Origin of the sequence: Kitasatospora sp. NPDC048365, from assembly GCF_043200835.1 — a bacterium.
Taxonomy (GTDB): Bacteria; Actinomycetota; Actinomycetes; order Streptomycetales; family Streptomycetaceae; genus Kitasatospora; species Kitasatospora terrestris.
Window position 1 is genome coordinate 158,950 of sequence record NZ_JBICYJ010000013.1, and the last position, 26,607, is coordinate 185,556.

Annotated in this window: 24 protein-coding genes and 1 pseudogene; 13 read left to right on the top strand and 12 right to left on the bottom strand. The window is 71.8% G+C overall.

The genetic code is table 11. From position 1 onward, the window contains the following. The 3 genes from ACGFX4_RS16240 to ACGFX4_RS16250 all read left to right on the top strand — a co-directional run bounded on the left by ACGFX4_RS16240 (window position 1) and on the right by ACGFX4_RS16250 (window position 5,368). Complete coding sequence (locus tag ACGFX4_RS16240) at window positions 1-1,614, top strand: beta-N-acetylhexosaminidase (protein ID WP_393073987.1); 1,614 nt, start codon at window positions 1-3, stop codon at window positions 1,612-1,614. A 79-nt stretch (window positions 1,615-1,693) separates the two neighbouring features. Continuing rightward, the gene (locus ACGFX4_RS16245) at window positions 1,694-4,573 is read left to right on the top strand and encodes a ricin-type beta-trefoil lectin domain protein (protein ID WP_393073988.1); all 2,880 of its coding nucleotides are present in this window, start codon (window positions 1,694-1,696) and stop codon (window positions 4,571-4,573) included. 387 nt (window positions 4,574-4,960) lie between these two features. After that, on the top strand, window positions 4,961-5,368 hold the full coding sequence (locus tag ACGFX4_RS16250) for a hypothetical protein (protein ID WP_393073990.1): 408 nt from the start codon (window positions 4,961-4,963) through the stop codon (window positions 5,366-5,368). 68 nt (window positions 5,369-5,436) lie between these two features. On the opposite strand, the gene ACGFX4_RS16255 is transcribed toward ACGFX4_RS16250, so the two are convergent. After that, a complete protein-coding gene (locus tag ACGFX4_RS16255) occupies window positions 5,437-5,967 on the bottom strand; it encodes a hypothetical protein (protein WP_393073992.1) in 531 nt (176 codons plus the stop codon). A gap of 295 nt (window positions 5,968-6,262) precedes the next feature. On the opposite strand from ACGFX4_RS16255, the gene ACGFX4_RS16260 reads away from it, so the two are divergent. Genes ACGFX4_RS16260 through ACGFX4_RS16270 form a run of 3 tightly spaced genes read left to right on the top strand, consistent with a single transcriptional unit; the run spans window position 6,263 to window position 10,836 of the window. Then, window positions 6,263-7,873 (top strand): SIR2 family protein, encoded by a 1,611-nt coding sequence (locus tag ACGFX4_RS16260; protein ID WP_393073995.1) that lies wholly within the window; start codon window positions 6,263-6,265, stop codon window positions 7,871-7,873. 11 nt (window positions 7,874-7,884) lie between these two features. Continuing rightward, window positions 7,885-9,465, top strand: coding sequence for a S8 family peptidase (locus ACGFX4_RS16265; protein ID WP_393073998.1), 1,581 nt, complete (start codon window positions 7,885-7,887; stop codon window positions 9,463-9,465). Between the two features lie 42 nt (window positions 9,466-9,507). Then, a complete protein-coding gene (locus ACGFX4_RS16270) occupies window positions 9,508-10,836 on the top strand; it encodes a hypothetical protein (RefSeq protein WP_393074000.1) in 1,329 nt (442 codons plus the stop codon). A gap of 648 nt (window positions 10,837-11,484) precedes the next feature. On the opposite strand, the gene ACGFX4_RS16275 is transcribed toward ACGFX4_RS16270, so the two are convergent. Next, complete coding sequence (locus tag ACGFX4_RS16275) at window positions 11,485-11,832, bottom strand: rodlet layer protein (RefSeq protein ID WP_393074003.1); 348 nt, start codon at window positions 11,830-11,832, stop codon at window positions 11,485-11,487. Window positions 11,833-12,063: 231 nt separating this feature from the next. Between ACGFX4_RS16275 and ACGFX4_RS16280 the strand changes: the two genes are divergently transcribed. Further along, entirely contained in the window at window positions 12,064-12,948 is an 885-nt protein-coding gene (locus ACGFX4_RS16280) for a hypothetical protein (protein WP_393074005.1), read from the top strand. 196 nt (window positions 12,949-13,144) lie between these two features. After that, a complete protein-coding gene (locus tag ACGFX4_RS16285) occupies window positions 13,145-13,501 on the top strand; it encodes a transposase (protein ID WP_393074007.1) in 357 nt (118 codons plus the stop codon). Between the two features lie 21 nt (window positions 13,502-13,522). On the opposite strand, the gene ACGFX4_RS16290 is transcribed toward ACGFX4_RS16285, so the two are convergent. Continuing rightward, window positions 13,523-14,086, bottom strand: coding sequence for a carboxymuconolactone decarboxylase family protein (locus tag ACGFX4_RS16290; RefSeq protein WP_393074009.1), 564 nt, complete (start codon window positions 14,084-14,086; stop codon window positions 13,523-13,525). 115 nt (window positions 14,087-14,201) lie between these two features. Between ACGFX4_RS16290 and ACGFX4_RS16295 the strand changes: the two genes are divergently transcribed. Then, window positions 14,202-14,477, top strand: a complete 276-nt coding sequence (locus ACGFX4_RS16295) for a winged helix-turn-helix transcriptional regulator (RefSeq protein ID WP_393074012.1) — start codon at window positions 14,202-14,204, stop codon at window positions 14,475-14,477. 427 nt (window positions 14,478-14,904) lie between these two features. Beyond that, window positions 14,905-15,327, top strand: a complete 423-nt coding sequence (locus tag ACGFX4_RS16300) for a TipAS antibiotic-recognition domain-containing protein (RefSeq protein ID WP_393074015.1) — start codon at window positions 14,905-14,907, stop codon at window positions 15,325-15,327. Window positions 15,328-15,788: 461 nt separating this feature from the next. On the opposite strand, the gene ACGFX4_RS16305 is transcribed toward ACGFX4_RS16300, so the two are convergent. Beyond that, entirely contained in the window at window positions 15,789-16,820 is a 1,032-nt protein-coding gene (locus tag ACGFX4_RS16305; RefSeq protein WP_393074017.1) for a zinc-binding dehydrogenase, read from the bottom strand. Window positions 16,821-16,913: 93 nt separating this feature from the next. Continuing rightward, entirely contained in the window at window positions 16,914-17,498 is a 585-nt protein-coding gene (locus tag ACGFX4_RS16310; RefSeq protein WP_393074019.1) for a TetR/AcrR family transcriptional regulator, read from the bottom strand. A gap of 211 nt (window positions 17,499-17,709) precedes the next feature. On the opposite strand from ACGFX4_RS16310, the gene ACGFX4_RS16315 reads away from it, so the two are divergent. Then, window positions 17,710-18,936, top strand: a complete 1,227-nt coding sequence (locus ACGFX4_RS16315; protein ID WP_393074022.1) for a cation:proton antiporter — start codon at window positions 17,710-17,712, stop codon at window positions 18,934-18,936. A 63-nt stretch (window positions 18,937-18,999) separates the two neighbouring features. Here the strand turns inward: ACGFX4_RS16315 and ACGFX4_RS16320 are convergent, their stop codons facing one another. From ACGFX4_RS16320 to ACGFX4_RS16340, 5 genes and pseudogenes are all read right to left on the bottom strand, one after another. Then, window positions 19,000-19,698: a phosphatase PAP2 family protein gene (locus ACGFX4_RS16320; RefSeq protein ID WP_393074025.1), complete on the bottom strand. Its 699-nt coding sequence runs from the start codon at window positions 19,696-19,698 to the stop codon at window positions 19,000-19,002. After that, the gene (locus tag ACGFX4_RS16325) at window positions 19,683-20,300 is read right to left on the bottom strand and encodes a phosphatase PAP2 family protein (RefSeq protein ID WP_393074028.1); all 618 of its coding nucleotides are present in this window, start codon (window positions 20,298-20,300) and stop codon (window positions 19,683-19,685) included. Before ACGFX4_RS16325 ends, ACGFX4_RS16320 begins: the two co-directional genes overlap by 16 nt. Next, entirely contained in the window at window positions 20,297-20,947 is a 651-nt protein-coding gene (locus tag ACGFX4_RS16330) for a DedA family protein (protein ID WP_393074030.1), read from the bottom strand. Before ACGFX4_RS16330 ends, ACGFX4_RS16325 begins: the two co-directional genes overlap by 4 nt. Window positions 20,948-21,131: 184 nt before the next feature. Next, window positions 21,132-21,608: pseudogene (locus ACGFX4_RS16335) on the bottom strand (undecaprenyl-diphosphate phosphatase); the annotation flags it as partial. Window positions 21,609-21,629: 21 nt separating this feature from the next. Continuing rightward, window positions 21,630-22,157 carry a hypothetical protein gene (locus ACGFX4_RS16340; protein WP_393074033.1) on the bottom strand — a complete coding sequence of 176 codons (528 nt, stop codon included), beginning with the start codon at window positions 22,155-22,157 and terminating at the stop codon, window positions 21,630-21,632. A gap of 140 nt (window positions 22,158-22,297) precedes the next feature. On the opposite strand from ACGFX4_RS16340, the gene ACGFX4_RS16345 reads away from it, so the two are divergent. Together ACGFX4_RS16345 and ACGFX4_RS16350 are read left to right on the top strand one after the other, a co-directional pair. Beyond that, window positions 22,298-22,975 (top strand): response regulator transcription factor, encoded by a 678-nt coding sequence (locus tag ACGFX4_RS16345; protein WP_393074035.1) that lies wholly within the window; start codon window positions 22,298-22,300, stop codon window positions 22,973-22,975. After that, a complete protein-coding gene (locus tag ACGFX4_RS16350) occupies window positions 22,968-24,488 on the top strand; it encodes an ATP-binding protein (RefSeq protein ID WP_393074037.1) in 1,521 nt (506 codons plus the stop codon). The genes ACGFX4_RS16345 and ACGFX4_RS16350 overlap by 8 nt, the downstream gene beginning before the upstream one ends. Window positions 24,489-24,539: 51 nt before the next feature. Here ACGFX4_RS16350 and ACGFX4_RS16355 read toward each other — a convergent pair whose 3' ends face one another. Together ACGFX4_RS16355 and ACGFX4_RS16360 are read right to left on the bottom strand one after the other, a co-directional pair. Next, entirely contained in the window at window positions 24,540-25,214 is a 675-nt protein-coding gene (locus ACGFX4_RS16355; protein ID WP_393074040.1) for a response regulator, read from the bottom strand. Then, window positions 25,211-26,557: a sensor histidine kinase gene (locus ACGFX4_RS16360; protein WP_393074043.1), complete on the bottom strand. Its 1,347-nt coding sequence runs from the start codon at window positions 26,555-26,557 to the stop codon at window positions 25,211-25,213. The genes ACGFX4_RS16355 and ACGFX4_RS16360 overlap by 4 nt, the downstream gene beginning before the upstream one ends. Window positions 26,558-26,607 lie beyond the last annotated feature (50 nt).

The following is a 26,607-nucleotide window of genomic DNA, read 5'->3' on the forward strand; positions in this document are numbered from 1 at the left end:
ATGCTGCCCCGCCCCGCGTTCCTGCAGCTCCTCGACGGCGAGTTCCGCCTCGACGACACCACCGCGATCACCGCGCCGCGCGAACTCGCCCCCAGCGCCCACTGGTTGCAGGGCGCGCTGCGCCCCGCCACCGGGCTGTGGCTGCCGGTCGGCGTCGCCGTCGGAGCCGGGCACGCCATCACGCTCCGCCTGGCTCCTGAACTCGGCCACGAGGCCTACCGGTTGAGCGTCACCACCGAACGTGTGGTGATCGAGGGCGGCTCGCAGGCCGGCGTCTTCTACGGCTGCCAGGCGCTGCTCCAGCTGCTGCCGCCCGCGGTCCACCGCCGGTCGGTCACCGAGGCGCGGTGGACGGTGCCCGCCGTCGAGGTGGAGGACCGGCCCCGGTTCCGCTGGCGCGGGGTGATGCTGGACGTCGCCCGGCACTTCCTGCCCAAGCGCGAGGTGCTGCGCTTCGTCGACCTGATGGCGCTGCACCGGCTCAACACCCTGCACCTGCACCTGACGGACGACCAGGGGTGGCGGCTGGAGATCAAGCGCCACCCCCGGTTGGCCGAGGTCGGGGCCTGGCGCGCCGAGTCACAGGTCGGCGCGGGGGAGTGCGCGCCCGGCGACGGGCGTCCGCACGGCGGCTACTACACGCAGGACGACATCCGCGAGATCGTGGCGTACGCGGCCGAGCGGCACATCACCGTCGTCCCGGAGATCGACCTGCCGGGCCACTCCCAGGCCGCCATCGCCGCCTACCCCGAACTCGGCGTCCAGGGTGTGGAGTTGCCGGTGTTCACCCGGTGGGGCATCAACCCGAACATCCTCAACACGGAGGAGAGCACCCTCGCGTTCCTCCGCGAGGTGCTGGACGAGGTCGTCGACCTGTTCCCCAGCCGGGTGGTCGGCATCGGCGGCGACGAGTGCCCCAAGGGCCAGTGGCGGGCCGACCCCCGCACCCAGGAGCTGATCCGCGAGCGGGGCCTGGCGGACGAGCACGCGCTCCAGGCCTGGTTCACCGGCCGGCTCGCCGACCACCTCGCCGACCGCGGCCGGCGGGCCTTCACCTGGGACGACGTCCTGGAAGGGCCCGTCCCGGCCGACACCGTGATCGCCTCCTGGCGCGGACTGACCGGGGCCCGCACCGCGGCCCGCCGCGGCCTGGACGTCGTCGCCTGCCCCGACGACCGGGTCTACCTCGACTACCGGCAGTCCGAACGCGACGACGAGCCGATCCCGTTCGCCGTCCCGCTCACCCTGGAGGACGCCTACCGCTTCGACCCGGTCCCGCCCGAGCTCACCCCCGAGCAGGCACGCCACGTGATCGGAGGCCAGGCCAACATCTGGACCGAGCACATGGACAACCCCCGCACCGTCGACTACTACGCCTTCCCCCGCCTGTGCGCCGTCGCCGAAGCCCTCTGGAGCGAGGGGGAACGGGACTTCGACGAGTTCCGCACCCGCCTCGCCGACCACCTGCCCCGGCTGGACGCGCTCGGCGTCGAGTACCGCCGCGAGACCGGACCGCTCCCTTGGCAGCGCCGGCCCGGCATCGAGGGCAAGCCCTCGACCCGGCACGAGTGGGCCGACTTCATCGACCGACTCGTCGCCCCCATCAAGGACTGAGCGCGGACCCACCGCACCACCCCGCGCTCGGGGCATCCCCCTCGCCCCACCCCCCACCCGTGGTACCCAGGAGGAACCTGTGAACCGCAGAACACCCCCCACCCTGCGTGCGGTGCTCGCCACCGCCGTGACCGTCGCGCTCGCCGCAGCCGGCGCCGGCACCATCGCCGCCCCGGTGGCCGCCGCAGCGAGCACCCCCGGCACCGTCACCATCGGCGGCAAGTGCCTGGACGACGCCGACTTCAACACCGCCAACGGTGCCGTCGTCCAGATCTTCACCTGCAACGGCGCCAGCGCCCAGAACTGGACCTGGCAGGACGACGGCCGACTCACCGTCACCGTCGGCTCCACCACCAAGTGCCTCGACGTCACCGGCGGCTCCAACGCCAACGGGGCCCTCGTGCAGCTCTACGACTGCACCAGCGGCGCGGCGCAGCAGAAGTTCACGTACCTCCCCGACGGCACGATCTACAGCGCCAAGTCCGGCAAGTGCCTGGCCGTCCAGGGCGGCAGCATCGTCAACAACGCCCGGATCGGCCTCGCCGAGTGCGACCCCTCGCAGGCCGTCCAGAAGTGGGGCTCCGCCACCGCGCCCGTCCCGCGGTACCTGTTCAACGCCGGCAGCGGCCTGTCCTTCCCCAACGGCGACGACTCCCCGGCGTTCCCCTACATCGACGCCAACGGCACGTTCTACTACCAGTCAGCCCACGCCCTGTACGGGAACGACCCGCGCAAGTGGAGCTTCTGGTCCGGCGCCGACTTCGACAGCGCGACGCTCGACCCGATCAGCAGCGCCGTCAACCCGGCCAACTCCCAGGACCGCAACGACGACACCACCTGGCGCTGCAACAACAGCCCCACCGGCCTGACCGCCACCGCCGCGCCGACCGGCACCACCTACACCCAGCGCAACTACTGCGACCTGGTCGGCGTCTGGGTCGACCCCGACACCGGCTGGTGGTACGGCCTGGTGCACAACGAGTTCACCGGCTCGCCGTTCGGCGACGGCCTGCACTTCGACGCGATCGACTCCGCCGTCTCCAAGGACCACGGCAACACCTGGACCATCCAGGACCACGCCCTCACCTCGCCGTACTCCACCACCCGCGGCGACACCGCCGCCTTCCCCCAGCAGACCTACTACTACGGCGACGGCGACCAGCGCCTGTTCACCGACTACGCCTCCGGCTACTTCTACGTCTTCTACGCCACCCGCGTCGTCACCAAGCCCGGCACCTCCGGCGGATCCGTCTGGCAGCAGCACGTCGCCCGCGCCCCGATCTCCGGCAAGATGGCCGCCAACTCCTGGAGCAAGTGGTACAACGGCGCCTGGCAGCAGCCCGGCGTCGGCGGCGCCGAGAGCAACATCATCCCCGCCGACGGCGGCGGTACCGGCTACACCGCCCCCGGCGACGAGTACAAGCCCACCACCACCGGCGGCGCCACCGCCCAGGTCGCGGCCGGCACCATGCCCGGGCAGTCCCCGCTCACGGTGATGAACATCGCCTGGAGCGCCTACCTCGGCAAGTACATCGGCACCCCGCAGAACAACATCGCCCAGAACACCGGCGTCAACACCCCGCTGCACTTCTACGCCACCGACGACCTCGCCACCCAGAAGTGGACCGACCTCGGCCTGGTCCCCGGCACCGAGAACGGCTCCTGGTACCGCTGGCTCCTCGACTCCGGCAGCAGGGCCAGCACCACCGTCCTCGGCAAGACCTTCCGCTCCTACTGCAGCATCGAATGCGGCACCAGCTCGCGGGAGATCACCGTCTCGCCGCGCAGCAGCTCCGACCTGCCGCAGGCCCCGGTCAACAGCGGCCGGACGTACCAGATCGCGGCCGGCAACGGCCAGTACCTCGCCCAGTCCGGCAGCACCCTGACCACCGCCGGCAGCAGCGGCTCCACCACCCAGCAGTGGAAGTTCACCGCCACCGGCGACGGCTTCTTCACCGTCACCAACGTGAGCAGCGGCCAGGCGCTCGGCGTCGGCACCGGCAACGCCGGCCGCGCCTGGGGCGCACCCGTGACCGCCACCGCGGCCGGCACCGCCGTCGGCCAGCAGTGGTCCGTCCAGGCCGTCACCACCGCGCCCACCCCGAGCGGCGCCGCCACCCCCACCGGCGCGTACCGGCTCGTCAACCGCTACAGCGGACTCGCCCTCAGCCTCACCGCCCCCGGTGCCCAGTCCGTGGTGACCTCCCCGCAGCGCAGCTGGAACAACACCGGCAGCAGCGGCGACACTCGCCCGGTCAACGCCCAGACCCTCACCTTCACCGCCGTCGGCGGCACCGCCACCAACACCGTCACCGTCGGCGACCCCGGCGACCGGACCACCAGCCCCGGCACCGCGATCACCCCGGTCCAGGTCACCGGCAGCGACTCCGCCGCCGGACAGACCCTCAGCTGGAGCGCCACCGGCCTGCCCCAGGGCCTGAGCATCACCAGCGGCGGCCAGATCACCGGCACCCCGATCGCGGTCGGCACCAAGACCGTCACCATCACCGCCACCGACACCACCGGCGCCACCGGCAGCACCACGCTCACCTGGACCGTCCCCGGCACCGACGCCGCCCGCGGCCGACCCGCCGCCGCCTCCTCCGTCGAAGCCAACAGCAGCAGCCTCACCGCCGCCATGGCCGTCGACGGCAACCCCACCACCCGCTGGGCCAGCGCCTACAGCGACCCGCAGTGGCTGCAGGTCGACCTCGGATCGGTGAAGCCGGTCAAGCAGGTCACCCTCAGCTGGGAGGCCGCCTACGGCAAGGCCTACCAGATCCAGACCTCCACCGACGGCACCACCTGGACCACCGTCCACTCCACCACCACCGGCACCGGCGGCACCGAGACCCTCACCAACCTGAACGGCTCCGGCCGCTACGTCCGGATGTACGGCACCCAGCGCGGGTCGTCCTTCGGCTACTCCCTCTACTCGATGGAGGTCTACGGCTGGTGACGGCAACGGCAGCCGTCGCTGCCCCGTCGACCGACCCCACCTGACACCTCGACCACGACGGCGGCCTGACCGACATCCGGACAGGCCGCCCCTCGACCATGTGCAACCGCCTTCGAACTACCGGGGCGCCGGCCGCGTTCGTCCCCCCGGGCCGGCTCCCCGCAACCTGCGGTGGAACCACACACTCGCGGCCTCTGCGGTGGCAGTCCTCGTCGCTGCTGTTCGCATCGGCGGCAGGGCGCTACGCCGACTTCTTGGAGAGCAGCTGTGGATGCCGACCTCGCCACAGTCGAGGCAACGGCGGGAAAGACCAGTGAGGTATGCGCCCTGCCCGGGCAAGCGCTCGACCGGCTTGACCTCACGGGGCGTGCGACGAGTACGGAACGTGTGTGCGAGGATTGCCGTGCGCCGACCGAGTGGTCGAGCGACCCGCGGGTCCAGCGGCTCGATGGCCGGCTGTACAACGACAAGGCCGGCACCACCATCAAGACCCCGGGCGGCACCGACGGCGCGACCACGCTCGCCGCATGGGCGAAGCAGGGCTACCTGCCGGACGGCGCCAACGGCGGCAACGGCACCGACCTGCCCGGCTCGGTCGCCGGGTTCGCCAAGGCCAAGAACCCCGACCTGGCGGCCGCGTCCCTCGACTTCATGAACATCCCCGAGGCCGCGCAGATCCAGTTCGACACCGGCTTCCTGCCGGTCGCCCACGCCGACACCGTCAAGGGTGCCCGGACCTGGTGGCCATCGACAGTGCTCCGTGTCTCGCTGCCGGGGCTCTGCTGCGGGCAATAAAGCTCAACGGATCACACTGCGTAGCATGCCCCAAAACTGGACCACCGCAGAAACTGACTCGCCCCCCGCTATCGGCGCGCCACTCGGCGCTTGCTCTTCGCTCGTACGCGCTCCCGCAGCAGCAACAGGTAGTACGCCGACTTCTGATCACCGAGGTCGTAGTACTCGCAGAGGTCGGCCACCGCCTCGGCGTCCTGCGCACTGCCGGTAAGACCGGCCTGCATGAGCAGCCAGAAGCCCTCCCGCACCATCGCCCGGAACTCGTCATTCGCACGCGCTGCGGGCGGCGCGGTGTCGTAGCCCGAACCGTAGGCTGCACACGCCAACGTCTCCAGGAACTCGCTCCTGACCGCCGGCGAAACCTCGCCCGCCAGTGCCGCGAGGATGACACCGATCGCCGGTCCGGTGCACTCGGCGATGATGCCGCTGTACTCGACATGCCCCGACAGGGCGTAGCCGCGAGCGTCCTGGGGGCTCTCGGCCGTCAGAAGCGTCTCGAACACCAGCGGCAAGTGCTCTGCCGAGTCAAGGCAGGCGCAGGTCAGTGCGGTCCAGTCATGCCGCGCCAGTTCGGCGCGCACCAGTTCGCTGACGTTCATCCCCACCCTGTCCACAGCTGGCCTTCGATTCCCTCGTGCAGCCATGATCCAGCATCCAGTCCACGCTCTCCGTCGCGCCGAGCTCGTCACGGAATCGCGGCCAGAGCCCTTTCGCGGGTCCTCGTCACCACTGCCGTGAGTGGAAGGACTCCGCGGCATGACGGGGCTGTGGGCGTGTGCCAGGCTGAGAGTAGGTGGAGCTCAGCTCAGTCACCCGTGGTTGCGAGATCGCGTTCGTCTGATCGGAGGGACGGCCGTGAGCAGTTCAGTCATACCCCCGGACCACACGAGTTATGTGGATGAGCTGCCGGCCGGGCTGCGCCGTGCCCTCGCGGCCGGCCGATGGCTGCCGATCATCGGCGCGGGCATCAGCGCCGCCGCTGTGACCGAGGACGGTCGGCGCCCCCCGACCTGGACCGAGCTGGCCACGCAGCTCGACAAGGACCTCCCGGGGCGCACCTACGCGGGGCCGCTTGACTCGATCAGCGCCTATGCCGAGACCTACGGGCGCTCCTACCTGATCGAGCGGCTGGCTGAATTACTCCTCGTGAACGACATCCGGCCGGGCGAGGCGCACAAGGCCTTCGCGAAGCTGCCGTTCGACACCGTCGTCACCACGAATTTCGACTTCCTGGTCGAGCAGGGCTACTCGGGTGAGCGAAGACCGTGCGTTCCGCTGATCGGCGAGTCCCAGCTGGCGATCCAGCACCGCCCGGAGGCGACCTACCTGCTCAAGCTTCACGGCGACCTGAACCACCCGGACCAGCTGGTCGCCACCGAGGACGACTACGACGGGTTCGTCCGCCGCAATCCACTGCTCGCGACGTATCTGTCGTGGGTGCTGCTGGGGCACGAGCCGGTCTTCCTGGGGTACAGCCTCGATGACGCCGACATGCGGGAGGTGCTCACGCTCCTGCGTGAGCGGTTGGGGAGGATGACGCGTCCGGCCTGGGCGATCATGCCCACCGACCCGCACGACGAGGCACCGAAGTTCAATCGCCGGGGCGTGAAGGCCATCGTGCTCGACCGGAACCCGAATGCCGATCGGGCGCACGTGATGGCGACGTTCTTCGAGGAGCTGCGACGCATCTGGGAGGGGGAGATCTCCTCGCAGTTGAAGGGCAGGGGTGATTCGACCACTGCCGAGCTGCGACGAGACGCCTTGGCCCCGCAGCTCGCGCTGTTCATCGCCAGTCGGTCGCTGCTCGCGCTCTACCGTGACTTCATCTTCCCGGTTGTCCAGCAGACCGGGCTGCTGGCGCTCGGGATCGACGACGTGCAGGCGAGGGACAAGTCGATGACGCCCATGGCTATCGACATGGCGCTCTCGAAGGCGGCCGTGGTCGTCTACGACATGGGTCCGGGCAACCTCCTCCCCCTCGACTACGTCATCACGAGGCGCAGCAGCGAGTCGCTGGTGATGGTTTCGGGGCCTGATGACCCGGGCCTGGCGGCCGTACGCTGCTTCGACGCCACACCACGGCCGTTGGACATGACCGACTGGCCGATACGCTTCGCTCGTCCCCTGCTGCGGCGAATACAGGAAGTGCAACGCCCCATAGGGGATGCCGACCTGAGCGCCGGTCTGGAGGAGCTGAGGCAGCGAGCGGAGTCCGATGGCGAGGAAAGCGAGAAGTTGCTCCTGACCTGTCTTGCCCTGCTGGAGTCTGAGGTACGTATCGAGGAAGCAGGCGGAACGTCGCGAGGTACGGCGGGCGGTGCCACGTCCGGCGATCCCATGAACCAGCTGCGTGAACTCTTCGGCGACGACTTCGATCCGGTGATGAAGGCCATCAGGCTGCGGCACGACATGATGCAGGACCTCCGCGTCCGACCCGAAGAACTCATGGACTCGGCAGTCGAGTTGCTCGACGTGGTGCGACGGCGGCGTAGTCTGGCGAGGTAGGTGACAGGGCAATGGCGTACGAGTCCGAGAACTCCTCCCGTTCCCCCATCGTGGGGGACCTCAACCTTCACGAGGGGACCGACCCCACCCAGAAGGTTGCCATGCTGGTCGAGCTGAACGTGCTGTTCCCCGGCGGCCTCGAGTCGGTCCGGGAGGCCTTCTACCACCTCTGGGAGGGGTACCAGTGGGTCGCCGGCGGCTGGTGGCCCGAGGAGTTCACCTCGGCGAGCCCGGTGCAGCCCCCCGTTCCGCGCGGCCTCGCGCTCATCGCACCGAAGCTCTACCAGTGCGTGCTCTCCCGGGCGGACCTGCACGACATGGTGGCGAAAGACCGCTCCCTCGCGGACATGGACGGCAGACCGCCGACAATCTTCCGGGTCTGGCCGGACTACGAACTGAAGCCGCAGATCGACCGGTCCGCACCCACCGTGAAGGCCAACGCCGCCTGGCACTCCTACGACGCGCGCGGCCAGGGAATCGTGTGGGCGGTCATCGACAGCGGGATCGACGGCAGCCACCCGCACTTCTCCGACCTGGAGATCGCCGCAGCCGGCCAGGACAACGAACCGCCGCAGGGACTGACCAGCCAACTGCACCGCGACTTCAGCTTCCTGGTGAACCCCGACGACCAGAGCCGGCCCGGCGGCGCGTCGGCCGACCAGTACCCGCTGCAGCCGTTGACGGACGAGAGCGGACACGGCACTCACGTCGCCGGCATCATTTCGGGCTGCACGCCCGACGGCATGACCCCGCTCCGGGCGGAGCCGGACGACTCGGGGAACCGCGGATTCATCGAGCGGGCCCACACGGCCAAACTGTCCGGCATGGCCCCCGCCTGCGAGCTGGTGAGCATCAAGGTCATGCGGCCCACCCGCCGGGGTACCTGGGTCACCTCGTCCAGCGCCGTCATCCACGCACTGACCTACCTGCGCAGCCAGGTCAACGTGGACCCGGCCGTACTCCGCGTCCACGGGGTCAACATGAGCCTGGGCTGCGAGTGGAAGCCCGACGAGTACGCCGCGGGGCAGTCGCCGCTCTGCCAGGCCGTCAACCAACTGGTCGCCACCGGCGTGGTGGTGGTCGTCGCCGCGGGTAACTACGGCGCCCGCACCATGGCCGGGGACTCCGCCAACACCTCAGCCGTGATGGGCTCGATCATCGAACCGGCGCACGCCGAGGACTGCATCGCGGTCGGTTCCACCCACCGGGACGCGCCGCACGCCTTCGGCGTCACCTGGACCTCCAGCAAGGGGCCGACGCTGGACGGGCGGATGAAACCGGACGTGGTGGCGCCCGGCGAGTGGATCGCGTCGGCCGCCAGCGGCCGGGTGAGGGACGCGGCGGGGCTCAACCCGGGAGCGGATCCGGCCAGGGACCAACTCCTCACCTACGCCGAGCAGTCCGGCACGTCGATGGCGGCGCCGCACGTCTCCGGTGTGATCGCGGCCTTCCTCTCCGCCCGTCCGGAGTTCATCGGCCGGCCGCGGCAGGTGAAGGACATGCTCACCGGCTCCGCCACCGACCTCGGACGGGAGCGCTACGCGCAGGGCGCCGGCCTGGTGGACCTGATGCGGATGCTCGGGGATGTCTGAGCAGGAGGAACGGCCATGAGGCGACTTGCCGACAACGAACCGGTGTGGGACCTCGCGTTCGACGAGAAGGGCAAGCTGACCGCGCCCGCCCAGGAGGACGTCATCACGGAGGTCATCGCCGAGGAGGTGGAGGACCTGTTCGTGTTCAGCCACGGCTGGGGAACGTCGCAGGACTCCGCCCGCGAGCTGTACGACGAGATGTTCCCGCTGATCCGGAGTGCCGCGACCGGCGTGGAGAGCATCGGCAAGCTGGGATTCGTCGGCGTCTACTGGCCCTCCTTGTGGTTCCCGCCCACCCCGGCGACCCCTCCGCCGCCACCCACCGGAGCACAGGCCGACGCCGGCGCCGTGGTGGAGGCGAGCGCCGGAACCGCGGCGCTCTCCGGGGCGGAGATCGCCGAGGCCCTGCGCCCCGGGTTCGCCAGCCCGGAGCAGCAGGCGGCGGTGACCGAGATCGGTCGGCTCATCGACGAGGCCGCAGAGGCGGGGGAGTCCGACGCCGAGCGCCAGGAACGGCTGCAGCACATCCACGCGTTGGTGAAATCGCTGGTGCCGCCGGCGGCTGACGGGGAGGGCGAGGACGACGGTGAGACCGAGATCTTGCTGACGGGCGATCCGAAGAAGCACTACCAGACGGCCGCGGAGGTTTTCGGCAGCGCGCCGCCGGGATCTTCGCAACAGAGCTTCGGCGACTGGTTCCAGCGCGCGGTGAACGGCGCCAAGGACGTACTGCGGGTGCTCTCGTACGCGGTCATGAAGGCCCGCGCCGGCGACATCGGCCGGGACGGACTGGGACCGCTGCTCGCCGCGCTGCACGCCCGGTCACCCGCCGTGCGGGTCCACCTGATCGGCCACAGCTTCGGCGCCCGGCTGGTGTCCTTCGCCCTGTCCGGCGTCGGCCCGTCGGACGACAGCCCGGTCGCGTCCCTCCTGCTCGTGCAAGGAGCCTTCTCGCACTGGTCGTTCGCCCGCGCACAGAATAATCCATTCGGCAGGCCGGGCGCCCTCAATGAATTCGCCGACCGGGTGCACGGCCCTCTGGTCGCCACGTTCAGCGTCTACGACTGGGCGGTTGGCGTGTGGTACCCGAAAGCCTCTTTCCTGGCAGGGGACGACACAATGGCCGCGGTGGCCGACCGCTGGGGCGGCATGGGCTCCGACGGGTACCAGGCGGTCGCCCCATCGGCGGACCGGACGATGCCCTCGGACGGCAGCCCGAACTACGGCTTCGCGCCCGGGACCTTCTACCGGGTGAACGCGGCCGGCGTCATCAACAACACGGATGGCGAGCCCTTTTCTGGCGCGCACTCCGACATCTGCAAGCCTCAGGTCGCCACCCTCGCGGGCCTCGCCGCCGCCGCGCACGCCTGACTGGGCGTTCAGCCGTGAACGGGCCAGTCGGTCCCGGCTTTTCGGCCGTCCGACCGGCTCTCCTGTGGTTGCGTCGGAGGAGGAAATCTCGTGCGGCGGAACCTGGGACAGCAACTCGACCGGGTCGCTGCGATGAGATTCCCGTGGCTGTCGTCGACGGGTTCCAGTCCATCAAGGACGTCACCACGGGTTCGGGGCCGGCAGTGACACAGTGAGCGTTTTCAGAGCGGCCACCGATCGGGTGACGGCCGACGGTCGTGGGCCGAGGAAGAACGGACAGGGCACCGGAGTTCCGGATGCTGTTGGTGATCTTCACTTGTGAGGGTGAGGTTGCTGGGACCAGTGGCCGCTGAGCGTGTCTTCCTGGTGTCCTGGCCCGGTAGTTCGGGCTGGTCGAAGGGTGGGCTGGGGCGGCAATGGGTTCTTGGTCCGGGCGGGAGATCCCGGTGCTGTGCCGGCAGCGGCGGGGGCTGTCTCCTGGTGTGCTGCCCGGGTGCGGGCAGGGGGCAGGGGTGCGGCCCCGGCTTGCGCCGGGGCCGCACCCCTGCCCCCGTCTCCATCAGTTCCTGCGGGATTCCGGCCGGGTGTCGCGGTGTCCCCTTTTCCTGGCCTGGGGTGCCGCGGTCCTGTGTGCCGGGATCCGGGGGGTCAGCCGATGAGGTGGCTGACGCCGCCGTCGCCGCTGCCGAGGGTGTTCTGGCCGACGGCGCAGGTCTGCTGCGGGTTGTTGTTCAGGACCTTGGCCTCGATCGGGACGGCGAGGCCGATGAGGGCGCCGACGCCGATGTTGTGGATCTCGGGGAGGCAGAGGTTCGGGTTGTCCAGAGTGTGGGTGTTCGGGCTGTGGTTGCCCTGGGTGCCGGTGGCGTTGGTGCCGCCGTTGCCCTGCAGGGAGGTGGCGGAGCCGTCGGAGTCGCCGATCGCCATCGCCGGGAAGGCGGACATGGTGACCGCGGAGACCGCGATGCCGACGGTGGCGAGCGTCTTCTTGAGCACGGGGGAGTTCCCTTTCAGGACAGAGCGTGTGTATCGGATCGGCCTGTTCAACGCGCCACACCGCCCGAGGTGGCTGAGCCGACAGGGTGAACCGCTCCGAAAGGAACGCCCCCGTGTCCGGAACCGGGCCCGGACGCCTCGCCGGCCGCGCTCGGCGGCGGCGAGGCCGAGCTGGACCACGTACGGCCGCGCCACGACGACGGCACGCCTTACGTCCTGTACGCGGACGCCGTGCGCGACCTGGCGAAGCCGAGACTCTTCGAGAATCGGACCTGCTACCGGCTGCTCGAAGTCTCGGACACGGCAAACGGACCGGACCTGACCTTCGGCCGCGGCCAGTACTTCGACGTGATCAACATCTGTGAAGCGGCCGCCCACGAGTACGCCGCCGCGGCGCTCGCTGCGCCCGACAAGCCGGTGAGTGCCAGCAGCGCGCCGTTCCGGGCCGCCATCGCCGACCCGACCGACCTGGCCCGGCGCCCGGTCATGGCGGCCACCAGCACCCTGGTGATCCGGTACGACGGCTCGGCCGACGAGGCCGAGTTCATCCTGCACTGGCGCGACCCGGCCAAGGTCGCCAGCGGTGGTGGCCTCTACCAGGTCATGCCGGTCGGGATGTTCCAGGCTTCGCACGACGCCGCGTGGAACGAGGCCAACGACTTCGACCTGTGGCGAGCGATCCTGCGGGAGCTCAGCGAGGAACTGCTGGGCGAGAGCGAGGACTACGGCAGCGACCTGAAGCCGGTCGACTACGAGGCCTGGCCCCTGAACCAGGCCCTCGGCGCCGCCCGCGAGCAGGGCAAGCTGCGGATGTACTGGCTCGGCCTCGGCATGGATCCGCTCACCTTCGTCACCGATATGCTCACCGTGGCGGTCTTCGACGCGGACCTGTTCGACGAGACCTTCCGGCGCATCGTCACCGGCAATGAGGAAGGCCACCGCGTCGGCCTGGAAGACGGCACGGGGCGGTCGCTCGGCATCCCGTTCAGTGAAGAGCAGATTGGCCGGCTGACTGGCTCCGAGCCGATGCAGCCGGCGGGGGCAGCGCTGCTGCAGTTGGCCTGGCAGCACCGGAAGGTCCTGCTCGGTCAAGGCGATGGTGTGCCGCGATTCTGACGGGTGTCTGTATGCCGTGATGTGTGAGGTATGCGGATGGGGACGGGCTGACCGTCGCGGGACGTGAGCGTCGGGAGTCGGTGCGGAATCTGCTTCGAGGACGAGGCAGGCTTCACCCGCTGTCCGCCCGAAGGACGCACCCGGCTGTGCCACCGCCTGCGCACCCATCCCCGCGGGCAGGGGGAAGCGCCGCAGCATGGGCGAGCGCGACTTCATCGCCCTCGTGGGCGGTGTCCACCGGCTCGTCGAGGCGCCGATCGTGCCGGTCCGGGACCGCCTGAGCACCCACGTCTCCCACGCCAGACGCGAGTTGATCGCCGAACGTGCCTGGCTGACGGTGTTCCTGCTTCCCGCCTACTCGCCCGACCTCGACCCCGTGGAGTGGGTCCGGGCCCGCGTCGAGCACAGCCCGGCCAATCTCGCCGTGGTCGCCCCCGACCGACCCGAGGCCCTCGTCCGCAACCGGCTCGAACGGCTGCAGTACCGGCCCGCCGCCCTCGACGGCTTCACAGCCGGCACCGGTCTGACCCTCGACACCCGGACATCGCCCTGACGCGCGAAAGCCGGCAGCGGATCACGGCGCGGCGATTGGCTTGGTGCCGGGCTCGAGAGGCAGACGGAGCGCCCTGACGGCGAACGAGACGGCGTGGTACCAACCGCAGATCAGGACCAGCTCGAGCGCGGCGTCCTCGTCGGCGACGGCGACCAGGTTCGCCCAGGTGTCGTCGGAGAGATCGAAGGTCGCGTGGAGCTCGTCGACGGCTTCGAGCACCGCGCGGTCAGTCGCGTCCCAGCAGGCGTCCGCCGGCTTTCCGGTCGCGAGGGACGCGAGTTGCGCGGCGTCGAGTCCCGCCTTCTCGGCGAAGCCCGCGACGTGCACGGCCCACTCGTAGTCGGCGCCGCAGAGCGCGGTCGTCCGGTCGATGACCAGCTCGCGCTGACGGAGGGTGAGAGCGGAGCGCCGAGAAAAGTAGTAGCTTCCCCAGCCCGCGATGGAGCGGGCGAGCTCGGGCCGGCGCGCCCACACCCGGAACAGTTGGATAGGCGAATGCCCGAGGAGCTCGAGGGCTGCGCCGGCTTCCTCGTCGTACGGCGGCGAGAGAGGTTCGATTCGCGGGTGCTTCGATTTTAGAGGCATGGCGGCACGCTAACATTGATGCTTCGGAAAGAGAAGCAAATGAGGGAAGCACATGGCGCGACCAACACCCCTCCCGGGCCGACGGGTCCGTGGCTCACAGACGGGGCGCCCGATCATGGCGCTGCTCGACCTCCTGGGTCGGCGCTGGGTGCTGCGAGTCCTGTGGGAGCTACGGGACGACTCGACGCCGACGTTCCGGCAGCTCCAGCAGCGATGCGACGGCATCTCCTCGAGCGTCCTGGCGGACCGGCTACGTGATCTTGGACAGGCCGACCTCGTCGAGCACGCCGGCGAAGGCTACCTGCTCACCGGACAGGGCAGGACCCTTCTCGAACGTCTCGCCCAGCTCGACGCGTGGGCCGCCGACTGGCGGCCCAAGACCGAGGACTGACGACCATCCCTGATGGTGGCCGGGAATCCCGGCCGGCGCCGTCCGGCTGCGGCTGGTCCGCAGCGGAGCCCCCGGCTGCAGCGCCGGTGCAAGCCCCGCGGGCCGGGCAGACGGGCCAGGTGGGTCAATCAGGCTCCTGTGAAACGGGGACGGCGCCCCAAGCGCCTGCAGTACCGGCCCGACACCCTCGACGGCTTCATGGCCGGCACCGACCTGACCCTCGACACCCCAACATCGCCCTGACGCGCCGAAGTCGGTATTTCGCAGCAGGCTGACCGGGCGTCGCACCGGGAAGTCCAGGAAATGGTTTGCCGCCGCGGTGGCTGTGTGTCAGCGTTCGGCCTGGGCCGGCAGTTGATCATCAGCGGTCGGTCGATGTCGACATGTCGGCGGCCTCTCGGGGATCCACCGGAGAGGTGACGAAACGATGGGAACCGGTGCCGTGGGGAACAGTTACGAGGACGAGTGTCGCCGGTCGTTGGCCGAGGAGCAGGCGAAGAGCCTCGCCGGGACCAACGACTGGGAACACGTGGACAGAGAGCGGGTCCACCACGACTGGGACGTCCTGTACCGGGAGATCACGGCCTGCCTGGACAGCGGCTCCCTGCCCGGGGACCAGCAGATCCAGGAGCTCGTCCGCAGGCACTTCGACATCGTCTGCCGGTTCTACACCCCCTCCAGGGAGGCCTACATCGGCATGTCGCTCTTCTACGCCGAGGACGAGGCCATGAGGGCGTTCCACGATTCCTACCACCCCGGGCTGGTGGAGTTCCTGGGCGCCGCGATCAAGGTGTTCGCCGAGCAGGGGACCGGGTTCGCCCCCAGCGCGAGGGCCGAGACTCCGGCGTAGTCGGGCGACCGGCCAGGACATGCGTGGGCGGGTGCGCCCCGGACCGGGTCCGGGCACACCCGCCAAGGGGTGGGTGGGGTTCACGACCAGGCTGCGCACGCCGCCCGAGTCGCCAAGCCAACTCTGATGGCGGGCGGGCTGGCGCCCGGAGGAGCTCGCGGCGTTGGGCGCGGAGCAGCCCGCCCGCGAGTCCAAGGCAAGGCCGCAATCTCCCGCCGGCCAGAGCGGACGCTTGCCGAAGCCCGCGTGCCGAACTGATCCGGACTCGGCAGTAGCTAGTTGGTGATCATCGTTACGGTCGGCGCGTGTGGCCCGAGCTGCCCCGGCCAGGGCGGCGAGGCCTGGTCCCTGCTCGGCCGGCAACCCGACAACGGGCAGGTCTGAGCAGGCCCGGGGGGCAGGTTGGGTCGTGCCCCCCGGGTCCGGGGCCGGCTCGGGCGCATCGCCGGAGATGCGGACGCTCAGGTGAGCCGGGCGAGGGCCGGCTGGTTTGCGGGACCGGCGTGCGTGGCTCGGTCCACGGTGACGACCATCTTTCCCAGGGCCGCGCCGGACTCCATGGTCCGGTGCGCCTCGGCGATCTCCTCGAACCCGAAGACCCGCACCGGACGGGCCCGCAGCGTCCCGTCCTCGACCTTCGCGAGGATGGAGTCGAAGGGGATCGCGGAGAGCGGGAAGTCCGGCGTCCCGAGGACGAACGCGCTGCCGAAGAAGCTCAGCTGGACGCCGGAGGGCAGATCGGTCAGCGGCGCGAACTCATGGACCGGAGCGAGGCCACCGAGGAAGCCGAGCTGGCACACCCGCCCGCGCGGGCGCACCGTGGCGAGGGAGTCCCGCAGAACGCTGTTGCCCACGACGTCGAGGAGTGCGTCCACCTCGATCCCCCCGGCCCGGACCTGCGCCGCCAACCGGCCGTCGTCGACCAGCACCCGCGAGGCGCCGATCTCCCGGAGCAGGTCGGCCCGGTCGGCGCTGCGGGTGGTGGCGACCACCGTGGCGCCGTGGTCGCGCGCCAGGTTCACCGCGGCCTGGCCGAGCGAGGACGTCGCCCCGCGGACCAGTACCGTCTCCCCGGGCCGCAGCGCCAGGTTGCCGTGCAGGGCGCTCCACGCGGTGGCGTACACCTCGGGGACGGCGGCCAGATCGGCCCAGTCGAGCGAGGTCCGGACCGGTACGACGTTGGCGGCGGGGACGGTGACCAGCTCCGCGTAGCTGCCGTTGCGGGTGCGCCCCATGCCGCCGAGGAGCGCGACGACGGTGGTGCCCGCGGTGAGCCGGCCGCTCGGGTCGTGCTCGACGGTGCCGGCGCATTCGATGCCGGTGACCTGTGCGACGTCGCCCCAGGTGCCGCTGCGCATGTAGGTCTCGGCGTGGTTGAGGCCGAACGCCCGGACCCGGACGAGGACTTCGCCGTGGGCGGGGTGCGGGTCGGGCAGGTCGGTGACGGTCAGGACCTCGGGGCCGCCGGGGGTGGCGATGACGATGGCGCGCATGATCGATCTCCATTCTTGAGCAGTCGTTCAACTATGGGGCCGAAAAACGGCCGCCACGGGGTGTGGCGGCGTCGAGGCGTTGCGGAAGAGGTGTCAGGCCGTGGCGGCGAAGGCGTTGTCGACGATGGCGCGCAGGACCGCCTCGTCGGGGTTGGCCTTGCCCACCACCATCAGCCCCTGCGCGGTGGCGACCAGCAACCTGGCGGTCCCGGCCGGGTCGAGGCCGGCTCGCACCTCGCCGCGGCGTACGGCGGTGGCCAGCGCCCGGGTCATGCAGTGTTCGAGCCGGGCGAGGTGGCCGCGGACCACGGCGGCGGCCTCGTCGTCCTCGGCGGCGTTCTCGATCGCGGTGTTGACGAGCAGGCAGCCCTGTCGGCCCTCCGGGCTCAGCAGGTCCCGGACCAGTCCGTCGAAGTAGCCGCGGACCTCGGCCACCGAGGCGCCGGGGGAGTCGAGTTCGCCGAGCTTCTGGGGCACGACGAGCTTGGAGTAGCGCTCCAGCGACTTCAGGAAGAGCGCCCGTTTGCCGCCGGGGAACGCGCTGTAGATGCTCCCCGGCTTGACCCCGGTCGCCTTCACCAGGTCCTCGATGGACGTGGCCCGGTAGCCGCGCTCCCAGAAGCGCTGCATCGCGGCCTCCAGGACCTGCTCCGGCTCGAACTCCCGCGGTCGTGGCATGCGGACAACATATCTGAATAGGCATTCAAGAACAACCGTCCCGGCGCCGCGGACCGTCGGCCGGAACCACCGCCCGACTCGCCAGTCCACGCGCAACCGGCCGAGCGGGGCAGCCCGCGGCGTAGCTACCCGGTTGCATGCGGCCGGCGTGCCAGGATGCCGACATGACTCGTAGCCGCTCGCATCGGGCCTCGGTCGGTGGCGGCGCCGGGTGAGCGCGGAGTCGGCGGTCGAACCGCTGACCCTCGTGCTCATCCCGGCCTGCGCGGTCGCCGCCCCGCTGCTCGCCGACCGGGTCCAGCGCCGGCTGTCCGTCCCGACCGTGGTCTTCGAGATCGCACTCGGCGTGCTGATCGGCCCCGACGTGCTGGGCTGGGCGGGCGTCGGCGACTTCGTCGACACACTCTCCGAGTTCGGCCTCGCCATGCTGATGTTCCTCGCCGGGTACGAGATCGACTTCCTCCGGCTGCGCGGCGGCCCGCTCAAGCGGGCCGTCCTGGCCTGGCTGGTCTCGCTCGCCCTCGCGCTCGGCTTCGGCGCCCTGGTCAACCCCGACCCGCTGAACGGCGCCTTCACCGGCCTGGTCCTCACCACCACCGCGCTCGGCACCATCCTGCCGATCCTCCGCGACTCCGGGGACCTGCCCACCCCCTTCGGCTCGATCACCATGGCCACCGGCGCCGTCGGCGAGTTCGGCCCGATCATCGCCATCGCCGTCCTGCTCAGCGGCAACACCCCGCTGAAGTCCGCCGTCATCCTCGGCGCCTTCGCCGCCATCACCGCGGCCGCCGTCGCCTACGCCCGCCGGCCGCGCCCCGGCTGGGTCACCCGCGTCATCCGCACCACCCTGCGTACCTCCGGCCAGTTCGCCGTACGGACCGTCATCCTCGTCCTCGGCACCATGGTCGCCGCCGCGATCTGGCTCGACCTCGACATGCTGCTCGGCGCGTTCACCGCCGGCATCGTCGCCAAACTGCTGCTCGCCGACGTCCCCGAGGCCGAGGAAGAGGTCATCGAAGCCAAGCTGGAGAGCATCGGCTTCGGCTTCCTGGTACCGGTGTTCTTCGTGGTCAGCGGCATGAACTTCGACCTGCAGGCCCTGCTCGACGACCCCGGCACCCTCCTGCTCGTCCCGGTCTTCCTGCTGCTCCTCGTCGCCGTCCGCGGCGTGCCCGCCGCCCTCCTCGCGCCCGGGCTCACCCGCCGCGACCGGGCCGCCCTCGGCCTCTACGGCTCCACCGCCCTGCCGCTGGTCGTCGTCATCACCACCATCGAGGTCGACGCCGGCCACATGCACGGCTCCACCGCCGCCGCCCTGGTCGGCGCCGGCATGCTCTCCGTCCTGCTCCTCCCGCTCCTCGCCCAGCGCCTGCGCGGCGAGACGCTGCCGCCCGTCCTCGACGGCGAACACCCCCGGGTACGGGCCGAGAGCTGGTGAGCCGCAGACCCGCCCGGTCGGAACCGTCCATGAGCAACGCGAGTCGAGGCCTGCCTCAGGTGACTAGGTTGCCGCCGTCGAACGGTCAGGTGGCGCGTCATCGAGTGTTGGGCGGCCCGGTGTCCGTAGGAGGGCGGCGCCGATGAGCAGCCAGGCGGTGGCGAGGAGCCAGCCGCCGAGGACGTCGAGAGGCCAGTGGACGCCGAGGTAGACGCGGGTGGCGCCGATGACGGCGGCGAAGGTCAGGGCGAGGGCGGCTGCGACTCGGCGCGCGTTCGGGTGGGTGCGGGCGACGGCGACGGCGAGCAGCCCGGCGCACACGGCGGCCGTGAAGGCGTGGCCGGAGGGGAAGGCGAATCCGGAGGGGGTGAAGGCCCAGTAGGCGGGGGGTGGGCGGGGCCGGCCGAAGCCGTGCATCAGGCCCTGCCGGAGCAGCTGGCCCGCGACCAGCCACAGCACGGGGGCGAGCAGCAGGACGGCCGTGGCCCGTCGGGAGGGGTGGGGTCGTGCGGCCCGGACGAGGACGATGCCGGCGGCCAGGGCGACGAGGTAGGGGAAGACGCCGGTCCCCAGGGAGGTGACCGCCTTGGCGGTGGTGACGAGGGCCGGCGGCCGGTGGGCGGCGGCCCAGTCGAGGGCCGCCTGCTCGAACCCCAGCGGCGCCCACTCGTTCGAGTCGAGCACCATCACGATGATGGCGAACGCCGCGGCGCAGACGGCTGTCCAGACAGCCGTCTGACGCACGCTCATGCGGTCAGCCATCTGCGCACTCTCCCCTCACGGGCCCGCTCGACCAGGGGTGCGGCGCGGCCGGCGAGCAGGCCGAGGCCGTAGCCGGCGGCGGTGCCGACCGCGGCGCCGAGCAGCACGTCGTGAGGGTAGTGGACCCCGACCAGCACGCGGGAGAGGCCCATCACCGCGGCCAGCAGCAGGGCGAGCGCGCCCAGGCGGCGGTCGACGTGCCACAGGGCGGCGGCGCCGGCGAAGACGATGACGGTGTGGTTGCTGGGCATCGACCAGTCGCCGGTGCCGGGGCACGTCTCCAGGGTCGGGCCGGCGTCCAGGACCTGGCAGGGCCGGGGTTCGCGCAGCAGCGACTTGATCAGGGTGTCGGCGGCGAAGGCGACCACCACCACCGCGGGGACGGCCAGCGCACGGGCCATCAGGGCGCTGCCCGCGCGGCGCGAACGCCACCAGCCGAGGACCATGAGGGCGGCCAGCGCCAGCAGGCCGATGGTGGACCAGGCGGCGACCACGTGCTGGAGCGGTGCCGGCAGGTGCTCGGCCCACCGGTCGATCCGCAGGTACAGGCCGCCGTCGATTCCGCGGCCGTCGAGGGCGAGCATGCTCGCGGGGCCGGTCACTGCGCCTTGACCTGACGGCGGGAGCGCAGCATCTCCAGGGCGAGGGGCAGCAGCGAGACCGCCACCACGACGGCGACGATCGGCAGCAGGTAGCGGTCGACGTTCGGGATCGAGGAGCCCAGTGCGTAGCCGGCCATCACCAGGCCGACCGTCCACACGATGCCGCCGACGACCTGCCACAGGGTGAAGGTGCGGGCGTTGACGCCGAGCGCGCCGGCCAGCGGGTTGAGGACGGTCCGCACCACCGGGACGAAGCGGGCGAGGACGACGGCCTTGCCGTGGCCGTACCGGTTGAGGATCTCCTCCGCCCGGACCGCGCCCGCGTGCAGGTGCTTGTTGCGGGAGCGGGCGAGCAGGGCGGGTCCGCCGCGGCGGCCGATCAGGTAGCCGACCTGCGCGCCGGCGAGGGCGCCGACCACGGCGGCCGCCAGGACCTGGCCGAGGTTGAGGTGGGGGCCGCTGTGCGCGCCGGTGGTGCAGAGCAGGCCCGCGGTGAACAGCAACGAGTCGCCGGGCAGGAAGAAGCCGACCAGCAGGCCGGTCTCCGCGAACATGATCACAGCGATGCCCAGCGCGCCGAACGCGGCCAGCAGTGAGCCTGCGTCCAGCGGGTTGACGGCCAGCTGAGCGGCCGAGGAGAGCAGCATGGGAGCGCCTTTCCGAGGAGGGGACCCCGACAACGGCCCTGGCAACACCGCGAGGCGGGTCGGATCCCCACTGACATGATCAGCATGACCGAACGGCGCTGAAGGGTTCCTGAAGACCTGAACGGATCTTCAGGAACCCGACGGCCCGGCCCGGCCCGGCCCGGTCACGGACGGCGTCGACCGCTCAGTGGACGGCGCCCGCGTTCGGGGCGAGGACACCGGTGGTGACCAGGCCGATGATCAGGACGCCGAGCAGGACGCGGTAGATCACGAACGGCAGGAAGCTGTGGTGCGAGATGTACTTCAGGAACCAGGCGATCGCCGCGTAGCCGATCGCGAAGGCGATCAGGGTGGCCAGGACGGTCGGCCCCCAGGCGGGCGCCGGGCCCTCGCCGATCTTGAACAGCTCCAGAGTGCCGGAGGCGAGCACCGCCGGGATCGCCAGCAGGAACGAGTACCGGGCGGCGGCCTCCCGGCTGTAGCCGAGGAACAGGCCGGCGCTGATCGTGCCGCCGGAGCGGGAGACACCCGGGATCAGGGCGAGTGACTGGGCGGCGCCGTAGACCAGCGCGTGCGGGAAGGTCAGGTTGCTGACCTGCCTGGCGTTGCGGACCGCGCGCGAGCGGTCGGCGCCGGCGGAAGGGGGCGCGGCGGCGCGGTCGCACCGCGCCGGCGCAGGTGATCAGCCGCCCAGGACCGTGTTGCTCGTGATCGCGAACGTCGTGCCGTCCACGACCACCGCGTGCCGTACGCCGTCGGGGCCGACCACGACCACCCGCCAGGCCCGGCCGCCGCCCTGCTCGGTGACGGGGCGCAGCGATTCGACCTTTCCGCCCTGGACCGCGCCCGCTGCCTTGACCACCGCGTCGGCGGCGTCGAGCGCGGGCAGCGGGGCCGGGGCCGTGCCGGTGTCCGTCGCCCGGTCCCGGCCTTCGCGGCCTTCCCGGCCTTCCAGACCGTCGTGACTGCCACGACCGCTGCGGCCGTCGTGCCCGCCGTGCCGTGCGCCGTCGGAGGCCACCGAGCGCTTCCCGTCCCCGCGGTCCTCGCCCTCGTGGTGGACCGCCACGGCCGCGGCGCCGCCGCCGATCACCACGACGGCCGCACCCGCGGCCACCCAGCGCGTCGTACGGCTGCGCACCCAGCGGCGAGGCACACTCTTGCGGGGGCCCGCGCCCTCCGGCTCACCCGCGCCTGTCGGCTCGCTCATCGTGCCCCACCCGCTCCTCGTACCCGACCGGGCACCGCGCCCGGACGTCGCTGCCAGCATGACGAGGAGGCGCTGAAGGGTTGCTGAAGACCTGAAGACGCCTTCAGCTCCGCGGCGCGGCGACCTGCCACCCTGGGGGTATGCGCGTACTGGTGGTGGAGGACGAACAGCGGCTCGCCCTGGCGGTCAAGCACGGCCTGGAGGTCGAGGGCTTCGTCGTGGACATCGTCCACGACGGCCTGTCCGGCCTGGCCCGGGCGACCGACCACTCCTACGACGTGATCATCCTCGACATCATGCTGCCCGGCCTCAACGGCTACCGGGTGTGCTCCCGGCTGCGGGCCGCCGGCTGCGACGCGGGCATCATGATGCTCACCGCCAAGGACGGCGAGTGGGACGAGGCCGAGGCGCTCGACACCGGCGCCGACGACTACCTCTCCAAGCCGTTCTCCTTCGTCGTCCTGATCGCCCGTCTCAACGCCCTCGCCCGCCGCATCGGCTCCCGAGGCCCGCGGCGCACCGTGCTCGGCGACCTGGTGGTCGACTCCGCCGCCCGCACCTGCACCCGGGCCGGCACGCCGATCGCGCTGACCCCCCGCGAGTTCGCCGTCCTCGACCACCTCGCCCGCCGGGCCGGCGAAGTGGTCTCCAAGCGGGAGATCCTCGACGAGGTCTGGGACAGCGGACCCGACAGCGACCCCAACACCGTCGAGGTCCACATCAGCGCCCTGCGTCGCAAGATCGACGCCCCGTTCGGCCGGTCCGCCGTCCAGACCGCGCGCGGCGCCGGCTACCGCCTGGCAGCCGACGGTGGCTGACCCCACCCCCACCGGTCCGGACCGCACCGGCCCCGATCCCATCGACGGCCCGGACCGTTCCGCCGCCGACCGGCACGGCATCGTGCGCGCCGTCCGCCGCCGCGCCGACCGCGTGCTGCGCTCGCCCCGGGTGGCCGCGGCGACCGAGCGGCTGGCACCCAAGTCGGTCCGCACCCGTACGACCATCGCCGCCTGCGTGGCCGTGGCCGTCGTCCTGCTGGCCGCCTCCGCCGCCGTCCTCCTGCTGCTGCGCGTCAACCTGCAGCGCACCGTGGAGACCGACGCCCGCGAGCAGGCCCAGGCAGTGGCCCGGATCGCCACCGACGGACGTCTCCCGCACGAGCTCCCGCTCGACCACGGCACCGACTTCATCCAGGTCACCGACGCCTCCGGCACGGTGATCGCCGCCAGCCAGAACCTCGCGGGCCGCCCCGCCCTGACCACCCACGGCGACGGGCACGACTCCTTCGACCTCGGTGACCTCGGTGACGAGCACCAGCGCGTCACCACCCTCACCGCCGACACCCCGACCGGCCCGGTCACCATCCGCGTCGGTGCCTCCCTGCACACCGCCGACACCGCCGAGGACCTGACCACCGCCGCCCTCGGCGGCCTCAGCGCCGTCCTGGTCGCCACCGTCGGCGCCGTCACCTGGCGGGCGACCGGCCGAGCGCTGCGCCCGGTCGAGGCCATCCGCGCCGAGGTCGCAGCCATCGGCGACCGCGACCTCGACCGCCGCGTCCCCGAACCCGGCAGCGACGACGAGATCGCCCGGCTCGCCCACACCATGAACGCGATGCTCGACCGCCTGGAGGCCGCCGGAGTCCGCCAGCGCCGCTTCATCGCCGACGCCTCCCACGAACTGCGCAGCCCCCTCGCCGTCCTGCGCACCCAACTGGAGGTCGCCCACACCCACCCCGACCCCGAGGTCCGCGCGACCATGGTCGCCGGGGCCCTCCAGGACACCGACCGGCTCCAGTCCCTCTCCGCCGACCTGCTCCTGCTCGCCCGCCTCGACTCGACCGGTCACGACGGCCCGACCGAACCCGTCGACCTCGCCGAGCTCGTCCGCACCGCGATCGAGGGACGCGGCCACCAGCCGCACGCCGTCACCCTCGACCTCACCGACGGGATCACCACCACCGGCAACCCGATGTGGCTCGGCCGGCTGCTCACCAACCTCCTCGACAACGCGCAGCGCCACGCCCGGCAGAGCGTCACCGTGCGCCTGGTCGGCGACCGGCGGACGGGCCGGGCGGTCCTCGACGTCACCGACGACGGCCCCGGCGTCCCGCCCGCCGAACGCGAGAAGGTCTTCGAACGCTTCACCCGGCTCGACGACGCCCGCAGCCGCGACGACGGCGGCACCGGCCTCGGCCTCCCCATCGCCCGCGACATCGCCGCCCTCCACGGCGGCACCCTCACCATCGAGGACACCCCCGGCGGCTGCACCTTCCGCACCCGCCTGCCCACCGCCGCGCCCGGCGTCGGCACTCCCACCCGGGATTCGTGACTCCGCATCGCCCCACCCGCGCCGCCGTCGGCTCGGTCGGCGGATGAGGCGTCAGGCCGACGGGTTCGGGTGGATCAGTTCGCGGTCGTAGGCGAAGATCACGGCCTGGACCCGGTCCCGTGCCCCGATCTTGGCCAGCACCCGGCTGACGTGGGTCTTGACGGTGGACTCGGACAGGACCAGCCGTTCGGCGATCTCCCCGTTGGTCCAGCCCTGGCCGACGGCGACGAGGATCTCCCGTTCCCGCCCGGTGAGCGTGCCCAGCCGCGGGTCGTCCGCGGCGGTGCCGGCGGAGCGGGTGGGCAGGCGGTGGGCGTAGGTGTCGAGCAGGCGGCGGGTGAGGGCCGGGGCGATCACGGCGTCGCCCGCGGCGACGGAGCGGATGCCGGACAGCAGCTCCTCGGGGTGGGCGTCCTTGAGCAGGAAGCCGCTGGCCCCGGTGCGCAGGGCCGCGTGGGCGTACTCGTCGAGGTCGAAGGTGGTCAGGACCAGGACCCGGGAGCGGCCGCCGGCGGCAATGATCTGTCGGGTGGCCTCGATGCCGTCCATGCCGGGCATCCGGATGTCCATCAGCACGACGTCGGGCCGCAGGTGCGCGGTGAGCCGGACGGCCTCGGCGCCGTGCCCGGCCTCGCCGGCGACGGAGGTGTCGGGCTGGCTCTCCAGCAGCATCCGGAATCCGAGCCGCTGCAGCGGCTGGTCGTCCACGATCAGAACGGTTGTCACACCGGGCCTCCGGCCGTTTCGGGGGCGGGCGAGACCGTGAGGTCGGCGACGACCGACCAGCCTCCGCCCGGGGCGGGTCCTGCCGCGACGCTGCCACCGTACACGGCGGCGCGCTCGCGCATTCCGGACAGGCCCTGCCCGGGCGGGCCCGCCGGGCCCGCCGCGTCGGGCGGCCCGCTGTCGTCGACCTGCACCCGCAACCGGTCGTCGCGGAGCGTGACGCTCACCCGGACGCGGGTGCGGGGGCCGGCGTGCTTGAGGGTGTTGGTCAGCGCCTCCTGGACGATCCGGTAGGCCATGAGCTGGACGCCGCGGTCGAGGCCGTCGAGGTCGCCCTCGGAGTGGTGGGTCACCTCCGGCCCGGCCACCCGGATCCGGGTGCACAGGTCGGTCAGGTCGGCGATGCCGGGCTGGGGTGCGAGTCCCGGGCCGTCGTTGTGCTCGCGGAGCACCCCGAGCATCCGGCGCAGTTCCCCGAGCGCCTGCCGGCCGGAGTCGGCGATCAGCACGAGCGCCTCCCGGCTGCGCTCCGGGGCCGAGCGCGCGGCGTACGCGCCGCCGTCCGCCAGCGTGATGATCACCGAGAGGTTGTGGCCGATGATGTCGTGCATCTCGCGGGCCACCCGGGTGCGTTCGGTCGCGGCGGCGAGGCGGCTGCGCTGGTCGCGTTCGACCTCCAGGCGGGCCGCCCGTTCGCGCAGGCCGGCGAGTTGCGCGCGCCGCATCCGCACCGCGATGCCCAGCGCCACCGGCGCGGTCACGGCGGCGGTCAGGACGAACAGGCTGTCCCCGACCGACACGGCGGGGGACAGCCGCAGCGCCACCAGCACCATGCCGGCCGCGGCCGCGGCGCACGCCCACGCCAGGTCCCGCAGCCGCCCGTACAGCGCCAGCGCGTACAGGGCGAGCAACACCGCCGCGTCGGCACGCAGCGCGGCGCCGAGGAGCCACTGCAGGCCGAACACGGCGGCGACGGCGGCGTACGCGGCGGCGGGCCTGCGCCTGCGCCACAGCAGCGGCAGCAGCAGCCCGGCCTGGAGGGCGAGGACGGCGGCCGGGGGGAGGTGGGTGAAGACGAGCCGGTGCTCGCGCGGGCCGTCGCCGTCCCGGTGCACCAGTTCTGGCACGCAGAAGGCCAGGAAGGCGGTGCCCACCACGGCGGCGTCCAGCAGCCACGGGTTGCGGCGGTCCAGCCCGCGCAGGCGCTGGCCGAGGCGGGCGAGCCCGTCGAACAACGGGTGGCCGGCTGTGGGGTAGCCGGCCGTGGGGTGGCCGGCCGTGGGGTGGCCGATCGGCTTGCCCGGCCACGGCGGTCGGACCCCCGCGGATTCCTGCTCGTTCATGGCTCTCACCAGCCCCAGAGGATTCGAACGACGTGCGGCCCGGTGCCCCG